20 protein-coding genes, 2 tRNA genes and 2 pseudogenes are annotated in these 25,069 nt (G+C 70.1%); 15 read left to right on the top strand and 9 right to left on the bottom strand.

The features are described 5' to 3' along the window. Nucleotides 1-29: 29 nt before the first annotated feature. Nucleotides 30-353: a hypothetical protein gene (locus LNW71_RS09125; protein WP_250971944.1), complete on the top strand. Its 324-nt coding sequence runs from the start codon at nucleotides 30-32 to the stop codon at nucleotides 351-353. Nucleotides 354-654: 301 nt separating this feature from the next. After that, nucleotides 655-858, top strand: a complete 204-nt coding sequence (locus LNW71_RS09120) for a hypothetical protein (protein ID WP_250967772.1) — start codon at nucleotides 655-657, stop codon at nucleotides 856-858. A 120-nt stretch (nucleotides 859-978) separates the two neighbouring features. Here LNW71_RS09120 and LNW71_RS09115 read toward each other — a convergent pair whose 3' ends face one another. Then, entirely contained in the window at nucleotides 979-2,472 is a 1,494-nt protein-coding gene (locus LNW71_RS09115; RefSeq protein WP_250967771.1) for an AarF/ABC1/UbiB kinase family protein, read from the bottom strand. A 41-nt stretch (nucleotides 2,473-2,513) separates the two neighbouring features. Beyond that, the gene (locus LNW71_RS09110; RefSeq protein ID WP_250967770.1) at nucleotides 2,514-3,659 is read right to left on the bottom strand and encodes a ThiF family adenylyltransferase; all 1,146 of its coding nucleotides are present in this window, start codon (nucleotides 3,657-3,659) and stop codon (nucleotides 2,514-2,516) included. A 187-nt stretch (nucleotides 3,660-3,846) separates the two neighbouring features. On the opposite strand from LNW71_RS09110, the gene LNW71_RS09105 reads away from it, so the two are divergent. The 4 genes from LNW71_RS09105 (at nucleotide 3,847) to LNW71_RS09090 (ending at nucleotide 7,645) form a co-directional block, all read left to right on the top strand. After that, entirely contained in the window at nucleotides 3,847-4,470 is a 624-nt protein-coding gene (locus LNW71_RS09105; RefSeq protein ID WP_250967769.1) for a M48 family metallopeptidase, read from the top strand. 106 nt (nucleotides 4,471-4,576) lie between these two features. Then, nucleotides 4,577-6,178, top strand: coding sequence for a TerD family protein (locus LNW71_RS09100; RefSeq protein ID WP_250967768.1), 1,602 nt, complete (start codon nucleotides 4,577-4,579; stop codon nucleotides 6,176-6,178). An 11-nt stretch (nucleotides 6,179-6,189) separates the two neighbouring features. Then, a complete protein-coding gene (locus tag LNW71_RS09095) occupies nucleotides 6,190-6,870 on the top strand; it encodes an AIM24 family protein (RefSeq protein ID WP_250967767.1) in 681 nt (226 codons plus the stop codon). A 19-nt stretch (nucleotides 6,871-6,889) separates the two neighbouring features. Beyond that, nucleotides 6,890-7,645: an AIM24 family protein gene (locus LNW71_RS09090; protein ID WP_250967766.1), complete on the top strand. Its 756-nt coding sequence runs from the start codon at nucleotides 6,890-6,892 to the stop codon at nucleotides 7,643-7,645. A gap of 78 nt (nucleotides 7,646-7,723) precedes the next feature. Here LNW71_RS09090 and LNW71_RS09085 read toward each other — a convergent pair whose 3' ends face one another. After that, a complete protein-coding gene (locus LNW71_RS09085) occupies nucleotides 7,724-8,272 on the bottom strand; it encodes an NUDIX hydrolase (RefSeq protein ID WP_250967765.1) in 549 nt (182 codons plus the stop codon). Continuing rightward, complete coding sequence (locus LNW71_RS09080; protein ID WP_250967764.1) at nucleotides 8,269-9,819, bottom strand: zinc-dependent metalloprotease; 1,551 nt, start codon at nucleotides 9,817-9,819, stop codon at nucleotides 8,269-8,271. The genes LNW71_RS09085 and LNW71_RS09080 overlap by 4 nt, the downstream gene beginning before the upstream one ends. 190 nt (nucleotides 9,820-10,009) lie before the next feature. On the opposite strand from LNW71_RS09080, the gene LNW71_RS09075 reads away from it, so the two are divergent. The 4 genes and pseudogenes from LNW71_RS09075 (at nucleotide 10,010) to LNW71_RS09060 (ending at nucleotide 13,399) form a co-directional block, all read left to right on the top strand. Continuing rightward, nucleotides 10,010-11,152 (top strand): SDR family oxidoreductase, encoded by a 1,143-nt coding sequence (locus tag LNW71_RS09075; RefSeq protein ID WP_250967763.1) that lies wholly within the window; start codon nucleotides 10,010-10,012, stop codon nucleotides 11,150-11,152. 237 nt (nucleotides 11,153-11,389) lie between these two features. Then, complete coding sequence (locus LNW71_RS09070) at nucleotides 11,390-11,851, top strand: molybdenum cofactor biosynthesis protein MoaE (RefSeq protein WP_250967762.1); 462 nt, start codon at nucleotides 11,390-11,392, stop codon at nucleotides 11,849-11,851. A gap of 126 nt (nucleotides 11,852-11,977) precedes the next feature. After that, complete coding sequence (locus LNW71_RS09065; protein ID WP_250967761.1) at nucleotides 11,978-12,166, top strand: hypothetical protein; 189 nt, start codon at nucleotides 11,978-11,980, stop codon at nucleotides 12,164-12,166. A gap of 145 nt (nucleotides 12,167-12,311) precedes the next feature. Next, nucleotides 12,312-13,399, top strand: a pseudogene (locus LNW71_RS09060) (PDZ domain-containing protein). A 30-nt stretch (nucleotides 13,400-13,429) separates the two neighbouring features. On the opposite strand, the gene LNW71_RS09055 reads toward LNW71_RS09060, so the two are convergent. After that, entirely contained in the window at nucleotides 13,430-13,999 is a 570-nt protein-coding gene (locus tag LNW71_RS09055; RefSeq protein ID WP_250967760.1) for a PPA1309 family protein, read from the bottom strand. 127 nt (nucleotides 14,000-14,126) lie between these two features. Between LNW71_RS09055 and LNW71_RS09050 the strand changes: the two genes are divergently transcribed. The 4 genes from LNW71_RS09050 (at nucleotide 14,127) to LNW71_RS09035 (ending at nucleotide 19,702) form a co-directional block, all read left to right on the top strand. Then, nucleotides 14,127-17,075 carry a UPF0182 family protein gene (locus tag LNW71_RS09050; protein ID WP_250971943.1) on the top strand — a complete coding sequence of 983 codons (2,949 nt, stop codon included), beginning with the start codon at nucleotides 14,127-14,129 and terminating at the stop codon, nucleotides 17,073-17,075. A gap of 52 nt (nucleotides 17,076-17,127) precedes the next feature. After that, nucleotides 17,128-17,201, top strand: a tRNA-Met gene (locus LNW71_RS09045). A gap of 213 nt (nucleotides 17,202-17,414) precedes the next feature. Further along, on the top strand, nucleotides 17,415-19,472 hold the full coding sequence (locus LNW71_RS09040) for a sel1 repeat family protein (protein ID WP_250967759.1): 2,058 nt from the start codon (nucleotides 17,415-17,417) through the stop codon (nucleotides 19,470-19,472). 156 nt (nucleotides 19,473-19,628) lie between these two features. After that, a tRNA-Met gene (locus LNW71_RS09035) sits at nucleotides 19,629-19,702 on the top strand. Between the two features lie 63 nt (nucleotides 19,703-19,765). Here the strand turns inward: LNW71_RS09035 and LNW71_RS09030 are convergent. The 4 genes and pseudogenes from LNW71_RS09030 to LNW71_RS09015 all read right to left on the bottom strand — a co-directional run bounded on the left by LNW71_RS09030 (nucleotide 19,766) and on the right by LNW71_RS09015 (nucleotide 23,363). Continuing rightward, nucleotides 19,766-20,914 carry an ABC transporter substrate-binding protein gene (locus LNW71_RS09030; RefSeq protein ID WP_250967758.1) on the bottom strand — a complete coding sequence of 383 codons (1,149 nt, stop codon included), beginning with the start codon at nucleotides 20,912-20,914 and terminating at the stop codon, nucleotides 19,766-19,768. 32 nt (nucleotides 20,915-20,946) lie between these two features. Beyond that, a pseudogene (locus LNW71_RS09025) lies at nucleotides 20,947-21,815 on the bottom strand (ABC transporter permease). Then, nucleotides 21,812-22,633: an ABC transporter ATP-binding protein gene (locus tag LNW71_RS09020; protein WP_250967757.1), complete on the bottom strand. Its 822-nt coding sequence runs from the start codon at nucleotides 22,631-22,633 to the stop codon at nucleotides 21,812-21,814. The pseudogene LNW71_RS09025 and the gene LNW71_RS09020 overlap by 4 nt, the downstream one beginning before the upstream one ends. A 310-nt stretch (nucleotides 22,634-22,943) precedes the next feature. Further along, nucleotides 22,944-23,363 (bottom strand): Fur family transcriptional regulator, encoded by a 420-nt coding sequence (locus LNW71_RS09015; protein WP_250967756.1) that lies wholly within the window; start codon nucleotides 23,361-23,363, stop codon nucleotides 22,944-22,946. A 151-nt stretch (nucleotides 23,364-23,514) separates the two neighbouring features. On the opposite strand from LNW71_RS09015, the gene LNW71_RS09010 reads away from it, so the two are divergent. After that, nucleotides 23,515-24,984 (top strand): catalase, encoded by a 1,470-nt coding sequence (locus LNW71_RS09010; protein ID WP_285802075.1) that lies wholly within the window; start codon nucleotides 23,515-23,517, stop codon nucleotides 24,982-24,984. Nucleotides 24,985-25,069: the final 85 nt, after the last annotated feature.

The raw sequence follows: 25,069 nt of genomic DNA, 5'->3' as shown, positions 1-25,069 counted from the left end.
CCGACCTTGGGGCTGCGGCCCTCAAGCCCATGAAGCGCATCGGAACCATCGACCGTCCCCAGACCCACGACCCCCGAAACCAGGACCCAATGACCATCCCCACGAGGGAGCCCGTCGGCTCCGCGACACCGAACGTCACCATCACCGGCGCGAACGACTCGCGTCAGAACAGGACCCGTGAGATGCAACTCATCCCAGAAGCCCTGGCTCGTGCTCATATGCACGACCGCCTGCGGGAAGCCGAAGCGGAACGTCAGGCCGTGCGCCTGATCAACGCGCGGCGGATGCAGCGCCGGGCCGAGCGCGCCTCGATGCGTGCTCGCCGTGCGCTGGCCATGGCGGTCATGCACTGATCCGAGCTGGACCGAACACCAGCAGGAGAAGTACCAGCAGGACGAAACACCCGCAGGTCGAAGTACCAGCAGGTCGAAGTACCAGCAGGATGAACAACCGTGGTTCCGCTGCGGGCCGGCCGCTCTCCGACCCGCAGCAACCAGTACCCACAGCACCACCCCTGCCTCGGGGCCGGTCCACTCGGACCGGCCCGAGGCCGTGCTGCGGGGCTCTGCCGTGTGGTCGTGCTGCGGGGCGGTCCTGCGAGGCGGTGCTGTGTGGTGCCGTGCCGGACCGCGGCGGTGGAGTTATCGTCACGAGGTGGACGAGGAGACGCAGCGCCCCGAAACGGCGGGCCCCAAGGGCGTCGTATGTGCTCTGTGCGGTACCGGTGCCGGGAGCGACGACGCACCACCGACCTGGATCTGTTCCGTCGAGAACGGCAGCCGCCGCTACTTCTGCGAGGCGTGTTCCCGTACCCACATCAGGGCTATCGAGGGCCGACTCGACTCCACCTGGTGGTGACGGCACGGACTGGCGGGGCGGCACGGGCCGGTCTGGTGACACGGGCAGGCCGGGCCGACGCACCCGCCGCCGCTGCCGCACCCGGCCGGGCGACCCTCCGGAGAAGGCCCCCGAAAACCGCTACTTGACCTCCGCGCCGGCTGTGGCGCCCTCCGCGGGTTCCGCCGCCGCGTCGTGTTCCGCATCGGTCTCCTGCGCCTCGGCCCACTCCTCCTCGGCCCACTCCTCCTCGTCCAGGGGCAGGAATCCCGGCAGCCAGGTCTCGAGCTCCTCCCGCAGCCGGACCGTCGCGCCGAGCTGGCACAGCACCCCGATGGTGCTCAGCGTCACCCGGTGTATCAGCAGATAGGAGGGCGGCAGATTCAGCTGCTTGCCCAGCTGGTGCGCGGGGGAGCGCGGATCCGCTATCCGGGCGGCCTGATGGCGCATCCAGCTCCGGCTGAAGGTGAACTCCTCCACCTCGGCCGGTTCGATGATCGGGAGGAGGTAGTCGAGCACCGCGTCCGGGGCGAGGTCGATCGAGTCCTTGACGAACCCCTCCTCGCGCAGCAGCTCGTACACCGCTTCGGCGTCGCCCTGCAGCGTCAGCCGCAGGGAGTCCCCGATGGTCTGCGGCAGCCCGCCCGGCAGCCGGTCCACCGTGCCGAAGTCGAGCACCCCGAGCCGCCATTGGGCCGCCTCGGCGCACGCGTCCTCGGTGCCGTCGGCGTCGTTGGCGTCGGCCGTGCCGTCCGGGTCCGGGGGCAGCAGCCGGAAGTTTCCCGGGTGCGGGTCGGCGTGCAGCAGCCCGGTGCGGGCGGGACCGGAGAAGAGGAACCGGGCCAGCAGTTGCCCCGCGCGGTCCCGCTGTTCCGTCGTGCCGTCGGCGATGACATCTGCCAGCGGTACGCCGTCGATCCATTCGGTGACCAGCACCTGATCGGACTGGTGGACCACTCCTGGGACGACGACATCGGGATCGTCCGCGAACTCCTCGGCGTGCTCCCGCTGCGACTGCGCTTCCTGCTCGTAGTCCAGCTCCTCCGAGACCCGGTCGCGCAGCTCCGTGATCAGCGGCTTGATGTCCATGCCGGGGATCAGCGGCCCGAGCAGCCGGGCGAACCGGCTGAGCTGGGTGAGGTCCGAAAGCAGAGCTTCTCCGGCGCCCGGGTACTGCACCTTCACCGCGACGTTCCGGCCGTCGTGCCAGACCGCCCGGTGCACCTGCCCGATCGATGCTGCGGCCGACGGCTTCTCCTCGAACGTGAGGAAGAGCTCCCGCCAGTCCTCGCCGAGTCGCTCGGCCAGCACCGCGTGGACCGTGCTGCTCGGCATGGGAGGGGCGGCCTCCTGGAGCTTGGTGAGGGCCGCGCGGTACGGGCCGGCGACCTCCTCCGGCAGGGCGGACTCGAAGACGGACAGGGCCTGCCCGAGCTTCATCGCCCCGCCCTTCAGCTCGCCCAGCACCTTGAAGAGCTGGTCGGCGGTGCGCTGCTGCACCTCACGGGCGACCAATTCCGCGGACTTCCCGCCGATGCGCTTGCCCAGCCCCCACGTGGCACGGCCTGCGAACCCCAAAGGCAGCGCGGCCAGTTTGGCGGTTCGGGTGACCGCCTTTCGGGGAAGATCAGACATATACCCCTCCAAATCCCAGACTGCCGCGCTGCGTGCGGCGGTTATCCGGCCATTGTGTCGTGCGCCGTGCCGGCCCCGGAGGCGCCCACCCCTTCAGTGTGCCTACCCGCTCCGCAGGAACAGTCGAGGTGTGCGCCGATCTGCTCCGACTGCCAGTCCAACAGCGGCAGTGACGCTTCCGACCGGGCCCCGGTGCTGGCGGGCAGTTCCCCGTCGAGGAAGGCCAGCGCATGGGCAGCCGCCAGACCCGCCACTGCTGTGGCCAGGCCCAGGTCGCATGCCTGAACGGCGGTACGCCGCCCGGACTGCCACTGAGCCAGCATCCGTGGCCACTGCGAGTCCCGGTCGCGCCGGTTCAGATCCAGGCACCCCGCGCACGCCGTGCCTCCCGGCAGTACCAGGGGCCCGACGAATCCGGTGGCCTCGATCACTCCGGCATAGAGATGGGGAGTGCCCGAGGCGATCCACGGCTCGGCGGTGCGCGGATCGGGGACGTAGCCGGAGAGCCCGTCGCGCGGGGCGACCACGATCAGGGACAGACCGGGCTCACCGCTCATGGGCCCACCGGCCGGCGGCGTCGCCCGTGGCGCCGGACCCGGGGCGGCACGCCGTACCAGCTGCCGGGCCGCGGAGTCCCGGCGCTCTCCGACCGCCGATGCGGGCAGACCGCCGGGCGAGATGTCGCACGGCTCGGCGCACCCGCCGTCCAGGACCTCGACCCGGCCCACCCCGGATCCGGACAGCACTGCCGCGACGGCCGCACCGACCCGGCCGGCTCCCCGTACCTGCACGCGCATGGAACGCCGGGCCGCCAGCCGGCGCATCCCTCCACCGGGCTCGGGATGCACGACGGAGAGTGACGCCAGGTCCGGCCGGTGGCGCTCCAGGACGTCCACCCGGTTTCGTAACGCGTCGGCTTCCGGTCCGCCTGCCCGCACGTCGTCGATGAGTCCCGCGTCCAGCAACCGCACCACGAGCGTGTCCACTTGATGATCGGTGAGGTCCAGCGCCCTGGCCTCTTCGCGCAGCAGCGGCATCCCGCGCGTCCCGTCGAGCAGCTCCAGGAAACAGCCTGTCGCGATATCCATCGGGCCGACCTTCACCGCATGTGCGGGCGTCACGCCGAATTGGACGGTGCCGCGGCCGCGCCATGCGCGGCGCAGTGCGGGCTTCAACATCGGATGCACGGCTTCCCCCGGTCTGTGTGGCTGCGTGAGATCCATTGCCAGAATGCAGCGGGGCGCGGAAGCGTGCGGAAAGTTATCCACAGGCGGGGGGTATTAGTCGTTCAAATGGTGCAAGCCTTGGGGTGGATCATGTGTGAACCGTTCAGGAGGCGGGACTTCCCCCACTGACAGCGGGTAACGTCGTGCCGTGCCCGCCGACCCGTCACCCGGCTTCGCCGGCGAGACCCCCGCGCGCAGCGCCGGAACCGATCAGCGCAGCGCGGCAGACCATCCGCCCCGCGGCTCGGCAACGAGCGCGGTCGAGGTCCGCAGGAGCGCGCGCCGCAGCAGAACGGTCTCCGCCTACCGCGAGGGTGACCGCACCATCGTGCTGATTCCCGCCCGGATGTCCGAGGCCGAGGAGCGGCGCTGGGTGGGCGTGATGCTCGACAAGCTGGCCGCCCAGGAGCGCAAACGCATCCTCGGTGACAGCGAACTCGCCGAGCGGGCGGAGCGCTTGTCCGCGCTGTATTTCGAGGGCCGGGCGAGGCCCGCCTCGGTGCGGTGGGTGACCAACCAGAACACCCGGTGGGGCTCCTGCACCCCGGCTGAGGGAAGCATCCGGCTGTCGCACCGGCTGCAGGGGATGCCGGAGTACGTCGTCGACTACGTGCTCGTCCACGAACTGGCCCATCTCCTGGTTCCCGGCCACGGGCCGCGGTTCTGGCGGCTCATGGACGCCTACCCCCGTACCGAACGGGCCCGTGGCTATCTCGAAGGAGTGGTGGCGGCCGAGCGGCTGCCGCACCTGCCCGCCGCGCGCGGCGAGTGACATTCGGTGATTCTGTACCGGGTCTGTACCGGCTTGGCCCAGCGCCGGAGTTTGCGGTTAGCCTGGCGCGACGCATTTACTTTCCGGATGGGGACGGTCGTTACGCATGGCCAGGGAATTCCAAAGCGGCCACAAGGCCAAGATCAGCGATCTCACACCGGGGACGGACCTGTACGTAGGTGTGCAGATCGCCGGCCCGGGACTGACCTTTGACATCAGCTGCTTCGGCCTCGATGCCAATGAGCAGCTCTCCGACGACCGGTATTTCATCTTCTTCAATCAGCCTAAATCGCCCGAGGAGTCCATTCAGCTCCTCGGTGCCCAGGCAGGTGACACCGAGTCGTTCCGCGTCACTCTGGACCGCATTCCGGCGAACATCCACAAGCTGTCGTTCACCGCGACGCTGGACGGCGCCGGACAGATGTCGCAGGTCGGTCCCGGGTACATCCGGATCGTCGCGGGCGGCGAGGAAGTCGTCAGGTACGCGTTCACCGGCTCGGAGTTCTCCACCGAGCGCGCCGTGATGCTGGGCGACTTCTACCTCAAGGACGTCTGGCGGTTCGCCGCTGTCGGCCAGGGCTTCGACGGCGGTCTCGACGCGCTGCTGAAGAACTTCGGCGGTGAGGTCGCCGAGGAGGCGCCCGCCGCTCCCCAGCCGCAGTCCGCCACCCCGTCGTTCGCCCCGCCCGCCCAGGCGGCGGTGCCGCCGTCCTTCGGAGCCCCGGCCGCACCGCAGGCACCGCAGCCCGCACCGTCCTTCGGTGGACCGGCAGCGCCCGCGCCCACCACGCACACACAGCAGCAGATGCATGCCGCGCCGACCATCGCGGCGCCGCTGGCCCCGCAGGGCGGCACCATGCCGCCGCCGCCCGCGCCCGCCCCGTACGGGCAGCCGGGGCAGCCGCCCCAGCAGCCGCAGTTCGGACAGGTCCCGCCGCAGGCACCCGGACCCTACGGTCAGCAGGCTCCCGCGCCGTACGGGCAACAGCCTCCCGGTATGCCGGCGGGCGTCCCCCAGGGCATGCCGCAAGGGGTGCCGCAGGCCGGGGCAGGCCTCCAGGCCGCGCTGCAGCCGTACAAGGAGACGGCCACCGGCCAGCGCTGGACCCCGCAGAACCAGCAACTCATGCGCGTCGACCTCACCATGGGCGGAGCCGGGGTGCTGGCCCGGCAGGGCAGCATGGTGATGTACCAGGGCAAGGTCGACTTCAGCTACAAGGGCGCAGGTTTCGCCGGCCGCATGGTCGGCAATGCCACCGGCCAGGAAATGCAGCTGATGCGCTGTACCGGCCGGGGCCAGGTCTTCCTCGCCGAGGACGGCTCCCACCTGCACGCGATCGAACTCCAGGGCGACGGCATCTGCGTCTCGGCGGAGAACGTCCTCGCCTTCGACGAGTCGCTGCAGCACGAGGTCCGCAGGATCGAGGGCCACGGCATCCCTGGTGGCGCCCTGTTCACCATGCAGTTCCAGGGCAGCGGCACCGTCGTCGTCAAGACCCACGGTGTGCCGGTCGTCCTGCCGGTCACCCCGACCACCTTCGCCGACTGCAACGCCGTCGTGGCGTGGTCGTCCGCGTCCCAGGTGATCATCTCCAGCCAGGTCCGGCTGCGCCGCAACGCCTACCCCGGACACAGCGGAGAGACCGTGAACCTCCAGTTCCGGGGCGCGCCCGGGAACTTCATCGTCGTCCAGCCCTACGAGGTCTGAGGGAGCCCGTCATGAATCAGCAACTCGCGGGCTACGCCCCGACCCCCGTCACGGCCCGGATGGAGAACCACGGCCATTCGATGCTGAAGGTCGCCATGGCCACCGGCCAGGACCTGTACGCGCGTACCGGCTCCATGGTCGCGTACGAGGGCTTCATCCAGTACGAGCCCAATCCGCCCGCCGTCCGCCAGATCGCCTCGCAGTGGATCACCGGCGAGGGCGCGCCTCTGATGAAGTGCGCCGGTGACGGTCTGCTCTACCTCGCCGACTACGGCGCGGATGTGGTCGTCGTCAATCTCAACAACGACTCCCTCTCGGTCAACGGCACCAACGTCCTCGCCTTCGACGGCCACCTCACCTGGGGCGTCGAAAGGGTCAAGGGGCTGGCCAAGTTCGCCGGCCAGGGCCTGTGGAACGTCTGCATCTCCGGCACCGGCTGGGTCGCCATCACCTCGCGCGGCACGCCGATCGTCGTCGACTGCGGGCGTGGTGAGGACGAGACGTACGTCGACCCGGACGCCCTGGTGGCGTGGTCCCCGAACCTCAAGGTGAAGGGCAAGCGCAGCTTCAAGGCCTCCTCCCTCATCGGGCGGGGCAGCGGCGAGGCGTTCCAGATGGCCTTCTCGGGCCAGGGAATCGTCGTCGTCCAGCCGAGCGAGGACAGTACCGACCGCCTGCGGGTCCGGAACTGACGGGGAGGGAGAACACACCATGCAGAGTCCGCTTTTCAGCTTCACGGAACAGCAGTCCCAGGACCGGTACACGGTTCAGAATCCGCAGCTCCTGCGGGTCTCGCTGACCGGCCACGACGACATCCTCGCCCGCAAGGGGGCCATGGTCGCCTACCAGGGGCTGATGGAGTTCGACGGCGAGTACCAGTCGCACGGACAGCGCCGCGCCCGCGCCAGCACCGGTGAGGGCCTCGACCTGATGCGCTGCTCCGGGCAGGGCACCGTCTACCTCGCCAACCTGGCGCAGTACGTCCACGTGGTGGATGTCGACCGGGACGGCATGACGGTGGACAGCGCCTATGTCCTGGCGCTCGACTCGTCGCTCCACACCGAGGTCATCGCGGTGGACAGCCAGTACGGCATCTCGGGCAGTGGCAAGTACCAGCTCAACATCTCCGGTACCGGCAAGGTCGCTCTGATGACCTCCGGCCAGCCGCTGATGATGCAGGTCACGCCCGACAAGTACGTCAACGCCGACGCGGACGCCATCGTCGCCTGGTCCAGTTCCCTGCGCGTGCAGATGCAGGCCCAGACGCACTCCTCGGGAGTCTTCCGCCGGCGCGGGAACACCGGCGAGGGCTGGGAGCTCAGCTTCCTCGGGCAGGGCTTCGCCCTGGTTCAGCCGAGCGAGGTGCTGCCGCCGCAGAGCGCCCAGATCGGCCAGGGCATGGCTGCCCAGTTCGGCATGGGCCAGCAGGGATCCCACGCCCAGAACCAGAACAACGCCTGGAACTGAGAACCGGGTCACGGCACAGGTGAACGGGTAAGGGGCGGCCTCCGTAGAGGCCGCCCCTTACCCGTGCTGCTGTTTCCGTTACCGGCCGCCGTCCAGTGCGGCACGCGTACGTGCCACCAGACGCGCCACCGAGGAGTCGGCGACCCCGGCGACCTCGTCATAGGCGAACCAGCGCAGGTCCAGCGACTCGTCACTGATCCGTTCCGTCGATCCCGACGGCGCCAGAGCCGCGTACTGGACGTCCAGATGCCAATTGCAGGGTGCCGGGATCGGATGGCGGTCCAGGGTCACCGGGCCGCCCGCCAGCAGCGTCAGCCCGGCGATGCCGGACTCCTCCGTCGCCTCGCGCAGCGCCGCCTCGGCCAGCGTGGCGTCCCCGGGCTCGCAGTGACCGCCCATCTGCAGCCACATCCGCAGCTTCCGGTGCAGCGTGAGCAGCACCCGGCCGCGTTCCGGGTCGACGACCAGCGCGCTGGCCGTCAGGTGCCCGGCCCCACAGGCCTTCCACATGCCGTCGGGATGCAGCGCCAGATGGTCCAGATAGGTCCGGCGCAGCTCCTCCTGGGCGGTGTCCCCGCCGTACTCGTAGCTCTTCAGTACGAGAACCGCGTCCTCGTGCAGGCTCACTTGTCGGTGTCGTCCTTGCCGTCGCTGCCCTTGTCGTCACTGTCCGCAGCGTCACCGGTCGCGGCGTCACCGACATCGGTGGCGTCACCGCTCGCAGCGTCGCTGACATCGGCGCCGCTGTCCTCGGCGGTGGCGTCCGAGCCGGTTCCGGCCTTGCCGTCCGTGCCGGCGACGGGCTTCTGCGGCCCGTTCGCTGCCTCACCGAGCATCTTGTCCAGCTCGGAGAAGTCCAGCTGCTCGTGGTGCACGAATCCGTCCGGATCGTCCAGGTCGTGGGCGGTCGGCAGCATGTCGGGGTGCTCCCACAGGGCGTCGCGGCCATCCAGCCCCCGCGCGTCCGTGAGCGAGGCCCACAGCCGTGAGGCATCCCGCAGTCGTCGCGGACGCAGCTGCAGCCCGATGAGCGTGGCGAACGTCTGTTCGGCGGGTCCTCCGGAGGCGCGGCGCCTGCGCATCGTCTCGCGCAGGGCGTCCGCCGAGGTCAGCCGGGACTTCGCGGCCTCGTGCACCACGGCGTCCACCCAGCCCTCGACCAGCGCGAGCGCCGTCTCCAGCCTCGCCAGGGCGGCCTTCTGCTCCGGGGTGTCCTCCGGCTGGAACATGCCCTGCTGAAGGGCCTCCTGCAGCTGCTCGGGCTGCGACGGGTCGAACTGGCCGACCACGTCCTCCAGCTTGCTGGTGTCGACCTTGATGCCGCGCGCGTAGCCCTCCACGGCACCGAAAAGATGTCCGCGCAGCCACGGCACGTGAGCGAAGAGCCGCTGGTGAGCGGCCTCGCGCAGCGCCAGATACAGCCGCACCTCGTCCTGCGGCACGCTCAGGTCCTTGCCGAACCGCTCGACGTTCAGCGGGAGCAGGGCGGCCTTGCCGGCCGGGCCCAGCGGCAGACCGATATCGGTCGAGCCGACCACCTCGCCGGCCAGCACACCGACGGCCTGCCCGATCTGCTGGCCGAACATCGCGCCGCCCATCGACCGCATCATGCCGATCAGTGGCCCGGCCATGGCCTGCATCTCCTCGGGCAGCACGTCACCCATGGCGAGGCCGACACGCTCGGCCACCGGGTCGACCAGCTTCTGCCAGGCGGGGAGGGAGGCCTCGACCCACTCCGCACGGCTCCACGCGACCGTCGAGACCGACCCGGAGGGCAGCGACGTCGCACCGTCCAGCCAGATGTCGGCCAGGCGCAGCGCCTCGTCCACCGCGGCGCGCTCGGACGGTCCGACGCTCGCGTCCTTGGTGCCGTCCGGGGTGCCCTGCGAGACCGCCTGCCGGGCGATCTGCTTGGCCATGTCCCAGTTCACGGGACCGCCCTCGTAGCTCAGCATCTGGCCGAGCTGCTGGAAGGCGGCGCCCAGGTCGTTCGGGTTCATCGAGCCGAACATCGCGGCGAAGGGGTTGTCACCGCCCGCGCCGGGGCCGAAGCCGAGCGGGTTCGCCGGACCGCCCGAACCCTGCCCACCTCCGGTGGGGTCCTTCTTCTTGCCTTCGTCGCCGTCGTCCGGCTCCTCCGGCGGAAGGCCGAATCCGAATGGGGTGTCACTCACGGGTTTCCTCGGCTCGTAGGGCCGCCGGCTCGAACCGACGGCGACTGCCCGACATCACCATCCAGCGTAGACACCAAGTCCGCTTAGGGCCTCAGTGCTCCGTCGGCTCCCGGCCTGCGGCAGGATGGACGCCACCTGGTACGTACGCGTCATTCGGGTACGTACTGAAGACAACCGCTGGAGACGCCCGGTGAGTTCCCCAGATCCTCAGGTTCGCGCAGCGCGAAACCTGGCCGACCCCTTGCCCGAGAACAAGACCGTCCGGAGCCGCTCCAGGAGCCGCGGCCCCGTCGTGGCCATCACCGGAGCCGCGACGGGTGTCGGTGAGCTGCTCGCGGCCCGGCTCGCGGCCTCCGAGGAGATCAAGCAGGTCATCGCCATCGACGAACGCCGCGGGGAGGTCTCGGAGGCGACCTGGCACATCCTCGACGTCCGTGACCCCGCCATCGCGGAGAAGCTGCGCGGCGCGGACGTCGTGGTGCACCTGGCGCTCGACCTCGACCTGGAGACCGACCCCGCCGCCCGCACCGCCTACAACGTGCGCGGCACCCAGACCGTGCTGACCGCCGCCGCGGCAGTCGGCGTCCACCGGGTCGTGCTGTGCACCTCGGCGATGGTCTACGGGGCGCTGCCCGACAACGACGTCCCGCTCGCCGAGGACGCCGAGCTGCGGGCCACGGCCGAGGCGACCGGCGTCGGTGACCTGCTGGAGATCGAACGGCTCGGCAGACGCGCGCCGCGCGCCCACCCCGGGCTCCACGTCACGGTGGTCCGCCCCACGGTCCTCGTCGGCGGTACGGACACCGCGCTGACCCGCTACTTCGAGTCGCCGCGTCTGCTGGTCGTCGCCGGATCACGCCCCACCTGGCAGTTCTGCCATGTCGACGACCTGGTCACGGCGCTGGAGTACGCCGCGCTGGAGAAGATCGACGGGGAGTTCGCGGTCGGCTGCGACGGCTGGCTCGAACAGGAGGAGGTCGAGGAGATCAGCGGCGTCCGCCGGATGGAGCTCCCCTCCGCCGTCGCGCTCGGCGCCGCCGCCCGGCTGCACCGGATCGGCCTCACCCCGTCCCCGGCGGGCGATCTGGCGTACACGATGCATCCCTGGGTGGTCAGCGTGAGCCGGCTGCACGACGTCGGCTGGCGTCCGAGCTGGACCAACGAGGAGGTGCTCGCCGCGCTCCTGGAGGAGGTGGAGGGGCGCCACACCGTCGCCGGCCGCCGCCTCGGCCGCAAGGACGCGACCGCGGCCGGAGCGGCCGGGGCGACCGTGGCGCTGCTCGGCACCGCCGCGCTGGTACGCCGCGCCCGCAAGGCGCGCCGCCGCATCTGAGGCCTCTCGTTTGGATCAGGCCGGGCCGGTGCGGCGATCGGGGGTGGCGCCCGCCTGGGCCAGGCGTCCGGCGCGCCCGCGCGCGCCCGCGCGCGTCCGCCCTCGGACCGCACCGGACCGGACCGGGGCGGGGTGCCCGTGCGCCCCGGCGGCTGTAGAAGGCTCCAAGGCCGGCCGCGGGCCGCCGGTGGAAAGCGCTATTCCGCGATCTCGACGCGGTGCGGCACGATGGCTGACATGGCACCCACGTTTGACCACCCCGGCGAGCAGGCGGCACAGGACCCCATCCGGCTGATGGAGATCCGCGACACACCCCTGTCGGTGGACGAGGTCTTCCGTGCCGTCGGCGACGACGCCGCCGGCGGCACCGCACTCTTCGTCGGCACCGTGCGCAATCACGACGGCGGCCAGGACGTCGGGGCCCTGGGCTACTCGTGCCACCCGTCCGCGCAGGACGAGATGCGCCGGGTGGCGGAGAAGGTCGTCGCCTCCTTCCCGGTCCGGGCGCTGGCCGCGGTCCACCGAGTGGGTGAACTGGAGGTGGGGGATCTCGCCGTGGTCGTGGCGGTCTCCTGCCCGCACCGCGGAGAGGCCTTCGAAGCCTGCCGCAAGCTCATCGACGACCTCAAGCACGAGGTCCCGATCTGGAAGCACCAGCGCTTTTCGGACGGTACCGAGGAGTGGGTCGGCGCCTGCTGAGGGCAAACCGGACGGGAGGACATCCGCCCCGATTTGCGTAACCGCACCCCTGCCATGAGCGTTGGTTCTGCAGATGGTTAATCTGCTGATCGGCAGTTGCGGTTGCTCATGGGCAGGGAGGTCGTTATGGCAGCACTCGCCTGGTTGTTGATTCCGCTTTTCGCTGCGTTCGGTGCCGCGATATGGGGAAGCTGGGCTGCCCGTAATCGCACCACCGGCGACGTCACCGAGCTCGCTGGTTACGCCCGGTTCCGGGCCGCGATGGAGAAGTCGCACTCCGCTTCGGAGCCGGTCGAGCAGATATCGAACGTCTGACGCCACTCCCGACGTACGCGGTCGCCAATCCGTGCCACCGCACCGGCTGCCGAGGCTTCCGGGCGCACCCCTCGCGTCCTTCCCCGGCCCCCGTACGGACCGGCCCCGACGGTGCACAGACGGACCCTTCCCGTACTGTCGTTCCATGCCACGCCGCACCGCGACGATGCTCGCCTCCACCCTGGTCCTGATCGCGCTGCTCTGCGCAGGCGTGCTGATCAAAGTTCCGTACTCGGAAATGTCCCCGGGGCCGACCGTGAACACGCTCGGCAAGGTCGGCGGTGAGCCTGTCCTGCAGATCAGCGGGCACAAGACGTACAAGACGTCCGGCAATCTCAACATGACGACGGTCAGGGTGACCGGCGCCGACTACAACATGAACCTCGTCGAGGCCGTCTACGGATGGCTGGGGCACGACACCCTGGTCGTCCCGCACGACACCCTCTACCCGGACGGCAAGACCGAGCAGCAGTCGACGCAGGAGAACGCCGAGGAGTTCAGCCAGTCCCAGGAGAGCGCCAAGGTCGCGGCGCTCACGGAACTCGGCATCCCGGTGTCGTCGCGGGTCGTGGTCTCCACGGTCATCAAGGACAGCCCCTCGCAGGGCAAGCTGCACGCCGGCGACGTGATCAAGGCCGTCGACGGTACGGCGGTCAAGCAGCCCGAGGACGTCGCGAAGCTCGTCACCCGGCACAAGCCCGGCCAGGACGTCACGTTCACGGTCATCCCGGCCAAGACCGCGGCAGCGGCCGAGAAGGCCGGCAAGGAACCCCGGGGCACCGAGAAGATCACCCTCACGACGGAGAAGGCCCCAAGGAGAACCGCGCGATCGTCGGCATCCAGGCGGGGACGGACCACACCTTCCCGTTCGAGATCGACATCAAGCTCGCCGACGTGGGCGGTCCGAGCGCCGGTCTGATGTTCTCGCTGGGCATCGTCGACAAGCTGACCCCGTCCCAGCTGACGGGCGGCAAGTTCATCGCCGGCACCGGAACGATCGACGACAAGGGCAAGGTCGGCCCGATCGGCGGGATCAACATGAAGCTGGTCGGCGCGCGCAACGCGGGCGCACGCTACTTCCTGACCCCCGACGAGAACTGCAAGGCGGCGGCCTCCGACACCCCGGACGGCCTCACGCTGGTGCGGGTGAAGAACATCGACGACGCCAAGAAGTCCCTGGACAGCATCCGCTCGGGGGACACGGCCGCACTGCCCAGCTGCTCGACAGGCTGACCGCGTCCCCGCACCGGCGGACGCGCGAGGTCAGGACTCGAAGGTGGCGGCCAGCGCCTCGGCCAGCCCCGGCACGAGACCGGCACCGGTCAGCACGTCGTTCGGCGAGTCCTTCTCCCGCAGCCGTACGGCCGACTCCCGGGCACCGTCGCGCAGGACGGCCACCGTCATCCGGACCTCCTGACGGTCGGGGTGCCGGGCGACCCACTTGGTCAGCTGGGCGTCATCGAGGCCTTCCGGTACGGAGGCCTCGGCGGACGGCGGCAGCATCAGCCGCTCCACCGTCATCGCGCACCCGACCACCGCGTCCGGCCAGGCGATCGTGGCGAGGAACTCGTCGAGCGCGGTACCTGCGGGAAGCTCCTCCTGCTCGATAGGGGTGAGTGCGGCGGCCTTCGAACCGTCGTCGTCGAGGCCGAGCTGGGCGGCGAGGCCGGGCTCCTGGACCCGCAGCCGGGCGGTGTCGACAAGGGCGAAGAGCCGGGCGGGCTGGTCCCAGCCGAGGCCGGAGATGTATTCGTCGATTTCGAGCACCGCGACGGTGAGCGGGCTCGCGGCCATCGGAGGGCCTGAGGGGGAAACGTTGGGCATGGACAACATCCTGCCTCCTTCCGCCCCGGGAACGGGAACTAGGTAAAGCCTCAGTAAGTTGCATAGGTGGGCTCTACGATCGCTGGGCCCGCTTCACACGACCGCGAACTTCGAGGTGCGCACGTTGGCTTTCCAGATGCCGGACCGCGGCGGAGGCCCGACAGGGCCACGGATCAGAGTCGGCCGCCCGTCCCGGCGCGCCCGAACCCTGCTCATGACACTGGGCGTCCTGGCGATCCTCGCCATGGCGTTCGTCATGTTCGCGGGGTTCTGGACGGACTGGCTCTGGTACCGGTCGGTCGCGTATTCATCCGTCTTCACCACGACCCTGTGGACCAAGATCGGACTGTTCCTCGTCTTCGGACTGCTGATGGCCATCGCCGTCGGTGTGAACATCTGGCTCGCGCACCGGCTCCGGCCGCCGCTGAGCGCGATGTCGCTGGAGCAGCAGAGCCTGGACCGCTACCGGATGAGTCTCGCCCCGTACAAGAAGTGGGTGCTGCTCGCGATCACCGCGCTCGTCGGTCTGATCGCCGGAGCGTCCTCCTCGGGCCAGTGGCGTACCTGGCTGATGTACGTGAACGGGGTGTCGTTCGGCCAGAAGGACCCCCAGTTCCATCTGGACGTGTCCTTCTTCGCCTTCGACCTGCCCTGGTACCGCTTCCTGCTGGGCTTCGGCTTCGCGGCCACGGTGCTCTCGCTGATCGCCGCCGCGCTGACCCACTACCTGTACGGCGGGCTGCGCATCACCAGCCCCGGCGCGCGGGCGACGGGAGCGGCCACCGGACATCTCTCGGTGCTGCTCGGCATCTTCGTCGCGCTGAAGGCCGTGGCGTACTGGCTCGACCGTTACGGTCTCGCCGTGAAGTCCAGCGACTTCAAGGCCACGGACAGCTGGACGGGCCTGCGGTACGTCGACGCCAACGCCTACCTCCCGGCGAAGACCATCCTGTTCTGCATCGCCGCGATCTGCGCCGTGCTGTTCTTCGCGACGCTGTGGCGCCGCACCTGGCAGCTTCCGGTGATCGGCTTCGGACTGATGGTCCTCTCGGCCATCCTCATCGGCGGCCTCTACCCGGCGATCGTGCAGAAGTTCCAGGTCCAGCCGAACGAGCAGGCCAAGGAAGCCCCGTTCATCCGCAAGAACATCGAGGCCACGCGCGACGCGTACGACATCGATGACGCGGAGGTCACCGACTACTCCGGCAAGAGCACCACGGACGACGACGCGAAGCTCCGCGCGAGCGCCGACGCCGCGGCCAGCTACCGGGTGATGGACCCCAACGTCGTCTCCCCGGCCTTCCAGCAGCTCCAGCAGAAGAGGAACTACTACCAGTTCCCCAAGACGCTGGATGTGGACCGCTACGAGGACAAGGCCGGCAAGGAGCAGGACACGGTCATCGGTCTGCGCGAGCTCAACCTGCAGGGCATCCCCAAGCGCAACTGGATCAACGACCACTTCACCTACACCCACGGCTACGGTGCCATCGCCGCACGCGGCACCACGACCGGCAAGAACCCGCTGGGATCTCCCGACTTCACCGAGTCCGGTCTGCCGACCACCGGTGAGCTGGGCTCCTACCAGCAGGAGATCTACTACGGCGAGAAGACCGAGCAGTACTCCATCGTCGGCGGGCCCCAGAAGGAGCTCGACTACGAGGAGGACGGCGAAAAGACCACCAGCTACAAGGGCAAGAGCGGGGTCAGCCTCTCCAGCGCGTTCAACCGAGCCGCCTACGCGGTGGCGTTCAGCGAACCGCAGATCCTGTACTCGGGAGCCATCGGTGAGGGCTCCCGGATTCTGTACAACCGCACCCCCAAGGAGCGCGTCGAGGCGGTCGCGCCCTGGCTGACCATCGACGGCGATGCCTACCCGGCCGTCGTCAACGGCCGTATCCAGTGGGTCGTCGACGCGTACACCACGACCAACGGCTACCCGTACGCCTCGCGCACCACGCTGGGCGACACCACGGCCGACTCGCTGACCACCAACCAGCGTGCGGTCGTCGCCCAGCAGAACCAGGTCAACTACATCCGCAACTCGGTGAAGGCCACCGTCGACGCGTACGACGGCAAGGTCAAGCTGTACGAGTGGGACACCGAGGACCCGATCCTCAAGACCTGGCGCAAGGCGTTCCCCGGGACGGTGAAGCCCAAGGCGGACATCCCGCAGGACCTCATGGACCATCTGCGGTACCCGCAGGACCTGTTCAAGGTGCAGCGTGAGCTGCTCACCCGCTACCACGTGACGAACCCCGCCCAGTTCTACAGCGGCAGTGACGCGTGGCAGGTCCCGGACGACCCGACCAACCAGGAGTCCGGTGCCGTGCCGCCGTACTACCTGAGCATAAAGATGCCGGACCAGAAGGCTCAGAAGTTCTCGCTGACCACGACGTTCACTCCGAAGGGACGGCCCGACCTCGGGGCGTTCATGGCGGTGGACGCCGATGCGGCCAGCAAGGACTACGGCACGATAAGACTGCTGAGAGTCACCACGACGGTGAAGGGCCCCGGCCAGGTTCAGAGCGAGCTCAACGGCAATGACGACGTCGCCGAGTTCGTGAGAAACCTCAAGGGAACCGACTCCGACATCGAGTACGGCAACCTGCTCACGGTGCCGCTCGAAGGAGGCTTCCTCTACATCGAGCCGGTGTACACGCGCGGTGGCACGCAGAACTATCCGCTGCTGCGCAAGGTCGCCGCCTCGTACGGGTCGAAGATCGTCTTCGAGAACAGCCTCGGTGAGGCACTCAACTCGGTCTTCGGGGCGGACGGTTCCGATACGACCGAGCCGCCGGCCGACACCACGCGACCACCGGGTGACACGGAGACCCCGGCCACCGGCGACGCCGCGCTGAAGAAGGCCATCGCCGATGCGCAGAAGGCCTACACGGCAGGTGAGGCAGCCCTGAAGGACCAGGACTGGACCGCCTACGGCAAGGCCCAGACGGATCTGCAGGACGCACTGCAGCGCGCAGCCGCCGCCCAGCCGAAGTCAGGCAGCCCCGCAAAGACGGAGAAGTCAGACAAGGCGGGCAAGACGGATAAGCCGAGCAGTACGGAAAGCGCCGACAGTGGCGGCTGAGTAAGTCGGTAAAGCTTCACCTTCGCGTCGTGGTACGGTTTGAACACAACGACGCGGGGTGGAGCAGCTCGGTAGCTCGCTGGGCTCATAACCCAGAGGTCGCAGGTTCAAATCCTGTCCCCGCTACTGAAAGACGAAGGCCCGGATCCTTTCGAGGATCCGGGCCTTCGTCGTGCCGCCGTGACTTTTCCGCACATTGGGCGTGAAGTGCGGTTCATGGGGCACGAGTTGGGCTTGGGCGTGTTTGACTTGTCTCTCTGTGGGCATGTCGACAAAACGCTGAAGTGACCTCACTGGCCGCGATATACCAGGTGTACGCGGGTAACAGGTGGTGCGACGATGGTATTTATGGGGGACAGGGCAACTCTGTTGGAGACAGGGCGGTTTGTGCAGCGTCGCGTCCATCCGGCGGAAAACTTGACGGATGCGGCATTCGCCGCAGCCGCCGCACGATACAACGACAACATCGAGACCGCCGAGACTGCGGAGTGTGCCGCGACCGTCGAGAGTGCAGAGACCGCAGAGTCCGCGGACGGCGTGGAGAACGCCGAGGGCGCGGAGACCGCTGAGAGTGCGGACAACGCCGAGAGCGAGGCGCGTCACCGTCGTGCCGCCGACGCCGGGGACACCGCGTCGATGAGCGTGCTCGGGGCGCTGCTGTTGCGCCGGGGCGACCTGGCCGGCGCCGAGTCCTACCTGCGCGCGGCCACGGCCGACGGCGACCGTGCCGCGGCCAACAACCTGGGCGTCCTCCTGCACCAGCGCGGATACCCGGACGAGGCGGCCGACTGGTGGCGGATCGCGGCCGTCGCCGGCTCCGCCGCCGCGGCGCATGCCCTCGGGCGCCACTACCGTGAGCGCGGCGACGAGCCCGGCGCCGAGTACTGGCTGCGCCAGTCCGCCGAGCAGGGGCACGCGCTGGGCGCGTACGCCCTCGCGGACCTGCTGGAACACCGCAGCGACGTAGGTGCCGAGCGCTGGCTGCGCGCCGCCGCCGAGCAGGGGCACCGCGAGGCCGCCTACCGGCTGGCGCGCCTGCTGGAGCGGGACACGGCGGACGACGCACACGACGCGTTCGGCCGCCCGGGGCTGGGTCCGGCTGCGGAATCGGATGCCGGGAAGGGCCGCGGCCCGCGCCGGGCCGCCGTGCGCAAGGACGACAGCCCCGTGGCCGGATCCGAGCAGGGGCGGGTGGGCGAGGCGGAGCAGTGGTTCCGGCAGGCAGCCGCACGCGGTCACCGGCGTGCCGCCCTGCACCTCGGCGCCATCCTCGAACAGCGCGGCGAGCTCAAGGAGGCCGGCCGCTGGTACCTCATCTCCGCCAAGGCCGGCGAGGCACGGGCCGCCTGCGCGCTCGGCTTCCTGCTGCGCGACGCGGGCGACCAGGAGAGCGCCGCCGTGTGGTGGCTGCGTGCCGCCCAGGACGGCGACGGCAACGCCGCCAACGCGCTCGGCGCGGTGCACGCCGCCCGCGGCGAGCAGCAGACGGCCGAGCGCTGGTACCGCGCCGCGCTGGACGCGGGCGACGTCAACGGCGCGTACAACCTGGGGCTGCTCTGCGCAGCCCAGGACCGTACGCCGCAGGCCGAGCAGTGGTACCGGCGCGCCGCGTACGCCGGTCACCGCGAGGCCGCCAACGCCCTGGCCGTGCTGCTCCTCCAGGCGGGCGACGCGACCGGTGCGGAGCCCTGGTTCTCCAAGGCGGCCGAGGCCGGCAGCGTCGACGCCGCCTTCAACCTCGGCATCCTGCACGCCGGGCGCGACGAGGACCGGGCGGCCCTGCTCTGGTACGAGCGGGCCGCGGCGGCCGGTCACACCGAGGCCGCTCTCCAGGTCGGCATGGCGCTGCTGCACCACGGCGAGGAGCAGGAGGCGGAGCGTCATCTGCGCTGCGCCGCGGGCGGCGGCAGCGCGGAGGCGGCCTTCCGGCTGGCGGGGGTGCTGGACTCGCGGCAGCCGCCGCCAGGACCGCCCGCCCTGGGCGAGCCGATGCCGGAGAAGACCGAGTGCGAGGAGTGGTACGAGCGCGCGGCGGAGCAGGGCCACCGCCGCGCCCAGGTGCGCGTCGGGATGCTCGCCGCGGCACGGGGGGACGTGGAGAGCGCCGCCCGCTGGTACCGGGAGGCGGCCGAGGCGGGCAGCCGCAACGGGGCCTTCAACCTCGGACTGCTGCTCGCCCGCGAGGGCAGCGAGCGCGAGGCGGCGCTGTGGTGGAGCCGTGCCGCGAACGAGGGGCACGGGCGGGCCGCCCTGCGCCTCGCCCTGCTGGCCGCGCGGCGCGGCGAGCTCACCGAGGGGCAGCGCTGGTGTGCGCGGGCGGTCGAGCTGGGACCGGCGGAGGTCTCGGAGCGGGCGGCGCGGTTGCGGGAGGCGCTGCATCAGGAGCTGACCGCGTAGCGGGCGGGTGCGGTGGGCGGGGGCTCCGGTGTGCGGACCTTCCGCCCCGCCTCGTCCACGACGCTCGAAGACGCCCCTCCGCGGCCTGTCCTCGGGACCCCGCCCAAGGGATTTGCGCTGGTCGGGGGAGCTCACGTACGGTGGGGATCACAACGACGCGGGGTGGAGCAGCTCGGTAGCTCGCTGGGCTCATAACCCAGAGGTCGCAGGTTCAAATCCTGTCCCCGCTACTCAAGACAGAGGGCCGGATCCTTCAAGGATCCGGCCCTCTGTGTTTCCCCGTCCCACGCGAGTCAGGGCTTGTGGCCCACGGCCTCGCCGTACATCGCACGGTCCACGGCCTTCTGCTCCGGCACTGCCGTGCCCGTGGAGACTCCCGAGTCGGCGTACGCCTTCTGCAGCCGGTCCGTGGTCCCCTTCCGGATCTCCCAGTCCATCCGCATCGACGGTGTCGACCGCAGGGTGGCCTCGTCGGTTTTCATCAGCTCGGACAGTTCGGCGACGAAGGCCGGGTCGGACTTGTAGTCGCCGGCGAAGTAGGTGTTGACCGTACGGATGTAGGCGCGGAGGAAGGCGACGCCCGCGTCCGGGTCCTTGTTCAGCAACGTCGGGCCGAACAGGAGCCCGCCGAGCGGTTCGCCGACCGGCTGGCCGCCGAGGAAGGCGTACTTCTTGTCGCCGTCCACCTTGCGCCAGATCGGGTCGAGCAGCCAGGCGGAGTCCACGCCCCCGTTCTGCAGGGCGGTCAGCACGTCGGCGGAGCCGAGCTGCTGGAAGCTGATCCGGTCCAGGCCGCCGCCGTGCTTCTTCAGCGAGGTGTCCATCGGATAGGCGATCACCGAGCCCTTGCCGATCATCGTGCCGAGCTTCCGGCCGGCCATGTCGACGTGATCGGCGCTCTCACCGTCCTTGAGCCGCACCCACAGGCCGCTCTTGGAGGCCGGGTCGGGGGAGAAGTTTCCCGCGACCCACTTGATGTCGAAGCCGCCGTTGATGCCGTTCATCACCGCGGCCTCCGGCGCCGCCCACTGGGCGTCGACGTCGCCCTTGGCGAGCAGGGGCAGGGCGTCGGGGGTGGGGAGCACCTTCAGCCGGACGTCCAGGCCCTCCTTGGCGAACTCGCCCCTGGCGACCGCGACCTGGAGCGGGGCGACGTACTCCGCGCTCAGGGTGCCGGTGGCGAGGGTGATCTTCCGCTTCCTCGCCAGCGGCCGGGCGGCCGGGGCTCCCTTGTCGCAGCGGGCGGGCTTGCGGTCGGGGGCGAGGTCCGAGGGGTCGGTCCAGCTCCCGGCCCCGCAGCCCGCGACGGGCTTGACGGGTCGCGGCGCGGCGTCGGCGGGCCTGTCGCCGCCCGAGGCGTCGCTCCCGGCGCAGCCTGCCGCGCCGAGCAGGGCTGCCGCCACGAGCGCGGCGGTGCGGGTGAGAGGGGTACGTGTACGCACAGTGCCTCCGTACGAAGAGCGAGGTGGGCCGTTCACGACTGACTGCGGCCGCGGTCACGCGGGGCCCACGGGGTGAGCAGCCGGCCGACGATCCGCACCACTTCGGAGAAGACGACACCGAGGACCGCCACACAGACGATGCCGACGAACATCACATCGTTCTGGAACAGCGCCCGGGAGTCGAAGATCAGGTGCCCCAGCCCGTCGGCCGCGGCGATCTGCTCCGACGCGACGATGACGAGCACCGCCACCCCCGCGGCGATCCGCGCACCGACCAGCACCGCGGGCAGCGAGGCGGGCAGGAGCACGTGCCGGAACATCTGCCAGGGGAGGCACCGAAGACCTGCCCCGCGTCCCGGTGGCCGGCCGGGACGGCGAGCACGGCCGCCATGGTCGAGATCCAGACGAAGAAGAAGACGGTGGCCGCGACCAGGGCGATCTGCGGCCCTTCGCCGAGGCCGAACATATTGAGGAAGACGGGCAGCAGAGCCAGTTTCGGTACGACGTACAGGGCGTCGAGCAGCGGTTCCAGCGCCGCCCGTACGAGGGCGAGCGACCCCATCAGCAGGCCGAGCGCGTAACCCGCGACCGTGCCGATCGCGTAGCCGCCGAGCACTCGCTTGAGCGTTGCCCACACATCCGGCCACAGCTCACCGTCGGCGGCCCGGTCCCAGCCGTCCGCGAGGATCGTGGACGGCGCGGGGTAGACGCGGTCGTCGATCCAGGTCCTGGCTGCGGCCAGTTGCCAGAGCAGCACCAGGAGCAGCGGTACGGCGACGGCGAGCGTGATCTCCAGGGTGCGGCGCCTGCGGTGGGTGCGTACGGGACGCAGTTCCTGCGGGCCCGGCCTGCGGACCAGCACCTGCTCGTCACTGCTCGCGGTCTTCAGGGCGGTGCTCATGCCAGGGCCGCCTCTCCGTGGACCTCGCCGCGCAGCAGGTCCCACAACTCGCTCTTCAGCGCGGTGAATTCGGGGGTCGAGCGGATGTCCCCGGTGCGCGGCCGCTCGAACGGCGGGTGGTGTTCGGCGATGATCCGGCCGGGTCTGGCGGACATCACGAGCACCCGGTCCCCGAGCACGATCGCCTCCTCCAGACTGTGGGTGATGAAGAGGGTGGTGGTGCGGGTGGTCTGGGTGAGCTCCAGCAGTTCGTCCTGGAGGATCGTGCGCAGCTGGGCGTCGAGTGCCGCGAACGGCTCGTCCATCAGCAGGATCTCCGGCTCCACGGCGAGCGCCCGGGCGATCGCCACCCGTTGGCGCATCCCGCCCGAGAGCGCCGCGGGATAGGCGCCGGCGAATTCGGCGAGGCCGATCCGGGAGAGCCAGTCGCGCGCTCTGGCATCGGCCTCCCGGCGCGGTACCCGCTGGATGTCGAGGCCGAAGCGGACGTTGGCGAGGACGGTCTTCCAGTCGTGGATCCCGTAGTCCTGGAAGATCATCGCGGCCGGGCGGGGCGATGACGTACGGATGGACAGCTCGCCGGCGCTGGGCCGGAGCAGTCCGGCGGCGATCCTCAGCAGAGTGGACTTGCCGCAGCCAGAGGGCCCGACGATGCAGGCGAACTCACCCGGGGCGATGTCGAGATCGACCGGCCCGAGTGCGGCGACGGCCTTGGTTCCCCGCCCGAAGGAGCGGGCGAGCGAGCGGGCGCGGAGTTTGGGGGTGGTGGGCTGCGGTGGCGGTGGTGCGGGGGGTGGGTTCGGGTGCGGGTCTCCCACGGGTCTCTCCTCGTACGTGTCGAGGTGCGGAGCCGCCGCGGGGCGGCGGTGATCGCCGATGACGATATGACGGCCCGTCAGATTCGGGAAGGGGGTACGCGGGGCGGAGGTGTGGCGGGGGTGCGTCCGGGTGATCCCTCCGGCCGGGTGCACCGCCCCGCAGCGACCGTGTCGGCAGGGGGGGGCACGGACTCGGCCCGTGAGTTGTCCACCCCGGCCGGGTGTCTACGGATTCGGCCCGGCCGCCCCGGCGCAACCCGAAACGGCCCCGCGCCGGGAGTGGTCTCCGGTACGGGGCTCGGGGGTTGGGTCAGGCGTTCGCGGCGCAGTTCGGGCAGGTGCCGCGGTACGTCATCTCGACGCCCGAGACCGTGAAGCCGAAGCGCTCCCCGGCCGGCAGGTCCGCGAGCGGATCGCCCGCCGGGTGTACGTCACGGATCGCGCCGCACGTCGCGCAGACCAGGTGCTGATGGGGGCGGTGGGCGTTCGGGTCGTACCGCTTGGCCCGGCGGTCGGTGGAGACCTCGATGACCTCGCCGAGGGTCACCATCTCGCCCAGCGTGTTGTAGACGGTGGCGCGGGAGATCTCGGGCAGCCGGTCGACGGCCCGTGCGTGGACCTCGTCGGCCGTCAGGTGCACATGGTCCCCGTCGAGGACCTCGGCCACGACGCGCCGCTGCGCAGTCATGCGCCAGCCGCGTCCACGAAGTCGTTCCAGCAGGTCACTCATGAGGGCAAGCCTAGCAGTGGAGGGGCCGTGTCCCGAACAGGTGTGACTTTGGATGCCTGCTTGACTTGGACTAAGTCCAATGTAGGATCGAGCACGGCATACGCCGAGGGACAGGCTGTGCACGCCATGACGGCATGGCGAATGTGCAGGAATGACGCAGGAGGCGCACGTGACGCAGGGACCGCTCACCACGGAGGCCGGCGCGCCGGTCGCCGACAACCAGAACAGTCAGACCGCGGGCGCCGGCGGTCCCGTCCTGGTGCAGGACCAGTCGCTGCTGGAGAAGCTCGCGCACTTCAACCGCGAGCGCATCCCGGAGCGCATCGTGCACGCCCGGGGCGCCGGTGCGTACGGCACGTTCACGCTGACCCGCGACGTCTCGCAGTGGACGCGTGCGAGGTTCCTCTCCGAGGTCGGCAAGCAGACCGAGACCTTCCTGCGCTTCTCCACCGTCGCGGGCAACCTCGGCTCCGCCGACGCGGTGCGTGACCCCCGCGGCTTCGCGCTGAAGTTCTACACCGAGGACGGCAACTACGACCTCGTCGGCAACAACACCCCGGTGTTCTTCATCAAGGACGCCATCAAGTTCCCCGACTTCATCCACACCCAGAAGCGCGACCCGTACACCGGCTCGCAGGAGGCGGACAACGTCTGGGACTTCTGGGGTCTGTCGCCCGAGTCCACCCACCAGGTGACCTGGCTCTTCGGCGACCGGGGCATCCCGGCCACGCTGCGCCACATGAACGGCTACGGCTCGCACACCTACCAGTGGAACAACGAGGCCGGCGAGGTCTTCTGGGTCAAGTACCACTTCAAGACCGACCAGGGCATCAAGAACCTCACCACCGACGACGCGAACCGCCTGTCCGGCGTGGACCCGGACAGCCACCAGCGGGACCTGCGCGAGTCGATCGAGCGCGGGGACTTCCCGTCCTGGACCGTGCAGGTCCAGATCATGCCGGCGGCCGAGGCGGCCACGTACCGCTTCAACCCGTTCGACCTCACCAAGGTGTGGCCGCACGCGGACTACCCGCCGATCGAGATCGGCAAGCTGGAGCTCAACCGGAACCCCGAGAACATCTTCGCGGAGACCGAGCAGTCGATCTTCAGCCCCACGCACTTCGTGCCCGGCATCGGCCCGTCCCCGGACAAGATGCTCCAGGGCCGCCTCTTCGCCTACGGCGACGCACACCGCTACCGCGTCGGCATCAACGCCGACCACCTGCCGGTGAACCGCCCGCACGCCACCGAGGCGCGGACCAACAGCCGCGACGGCGCCCTGTACGACGGCCGCCACAAGGGTACGAAGAACTACGAGCCGAACAGCTTCGGCGGCCCGGTCCAGACGGACAGGCCGCTGTGGCAGCCGGTCCCGGTCACCGGTGACGCCGGCGCCCACGAGGCCGTCGCCCATGCCGAGGACAGCGACTTCGTCCAGGCCGGCGACCTGTACCGGCTCTACTCCGAGGACGAGAAGAGCCGGCTGATCGACAACCTGGCGCAGTTCATCTCGAAGGTCTCGCGCGACGACATCGCCGAGCGCGCGATCGACAACTTCCGCCAGGCCGACGCGGACTTCGGCAAGCGGCTGGAAGAGGCGGTCCGGTCCCGGCGCGGCTGAGGGCCGTCCCGTAATCCCTGGCGGGCGCAGGCACGGCACACGGGGGCGGGGTGGCGCAGCGAAACCGCTGCGCCACCCCGCCCCC

This window comes from Streptomyces sp. RKAG290, from assembly GCF_023701695.1.
In the GTDB taxonomy this organism is placed as follows: domain Bacteria; phylum Actinomycetota; class Actinomycetes; order Streptomycetales; family Streptomycetaceae; genus Streptomyces.
The sequence above is the reverse complement of the archived record's forward strand: the minus strand, read 5'-3'. Positions and strand labels throughout refer to the sequence as shown.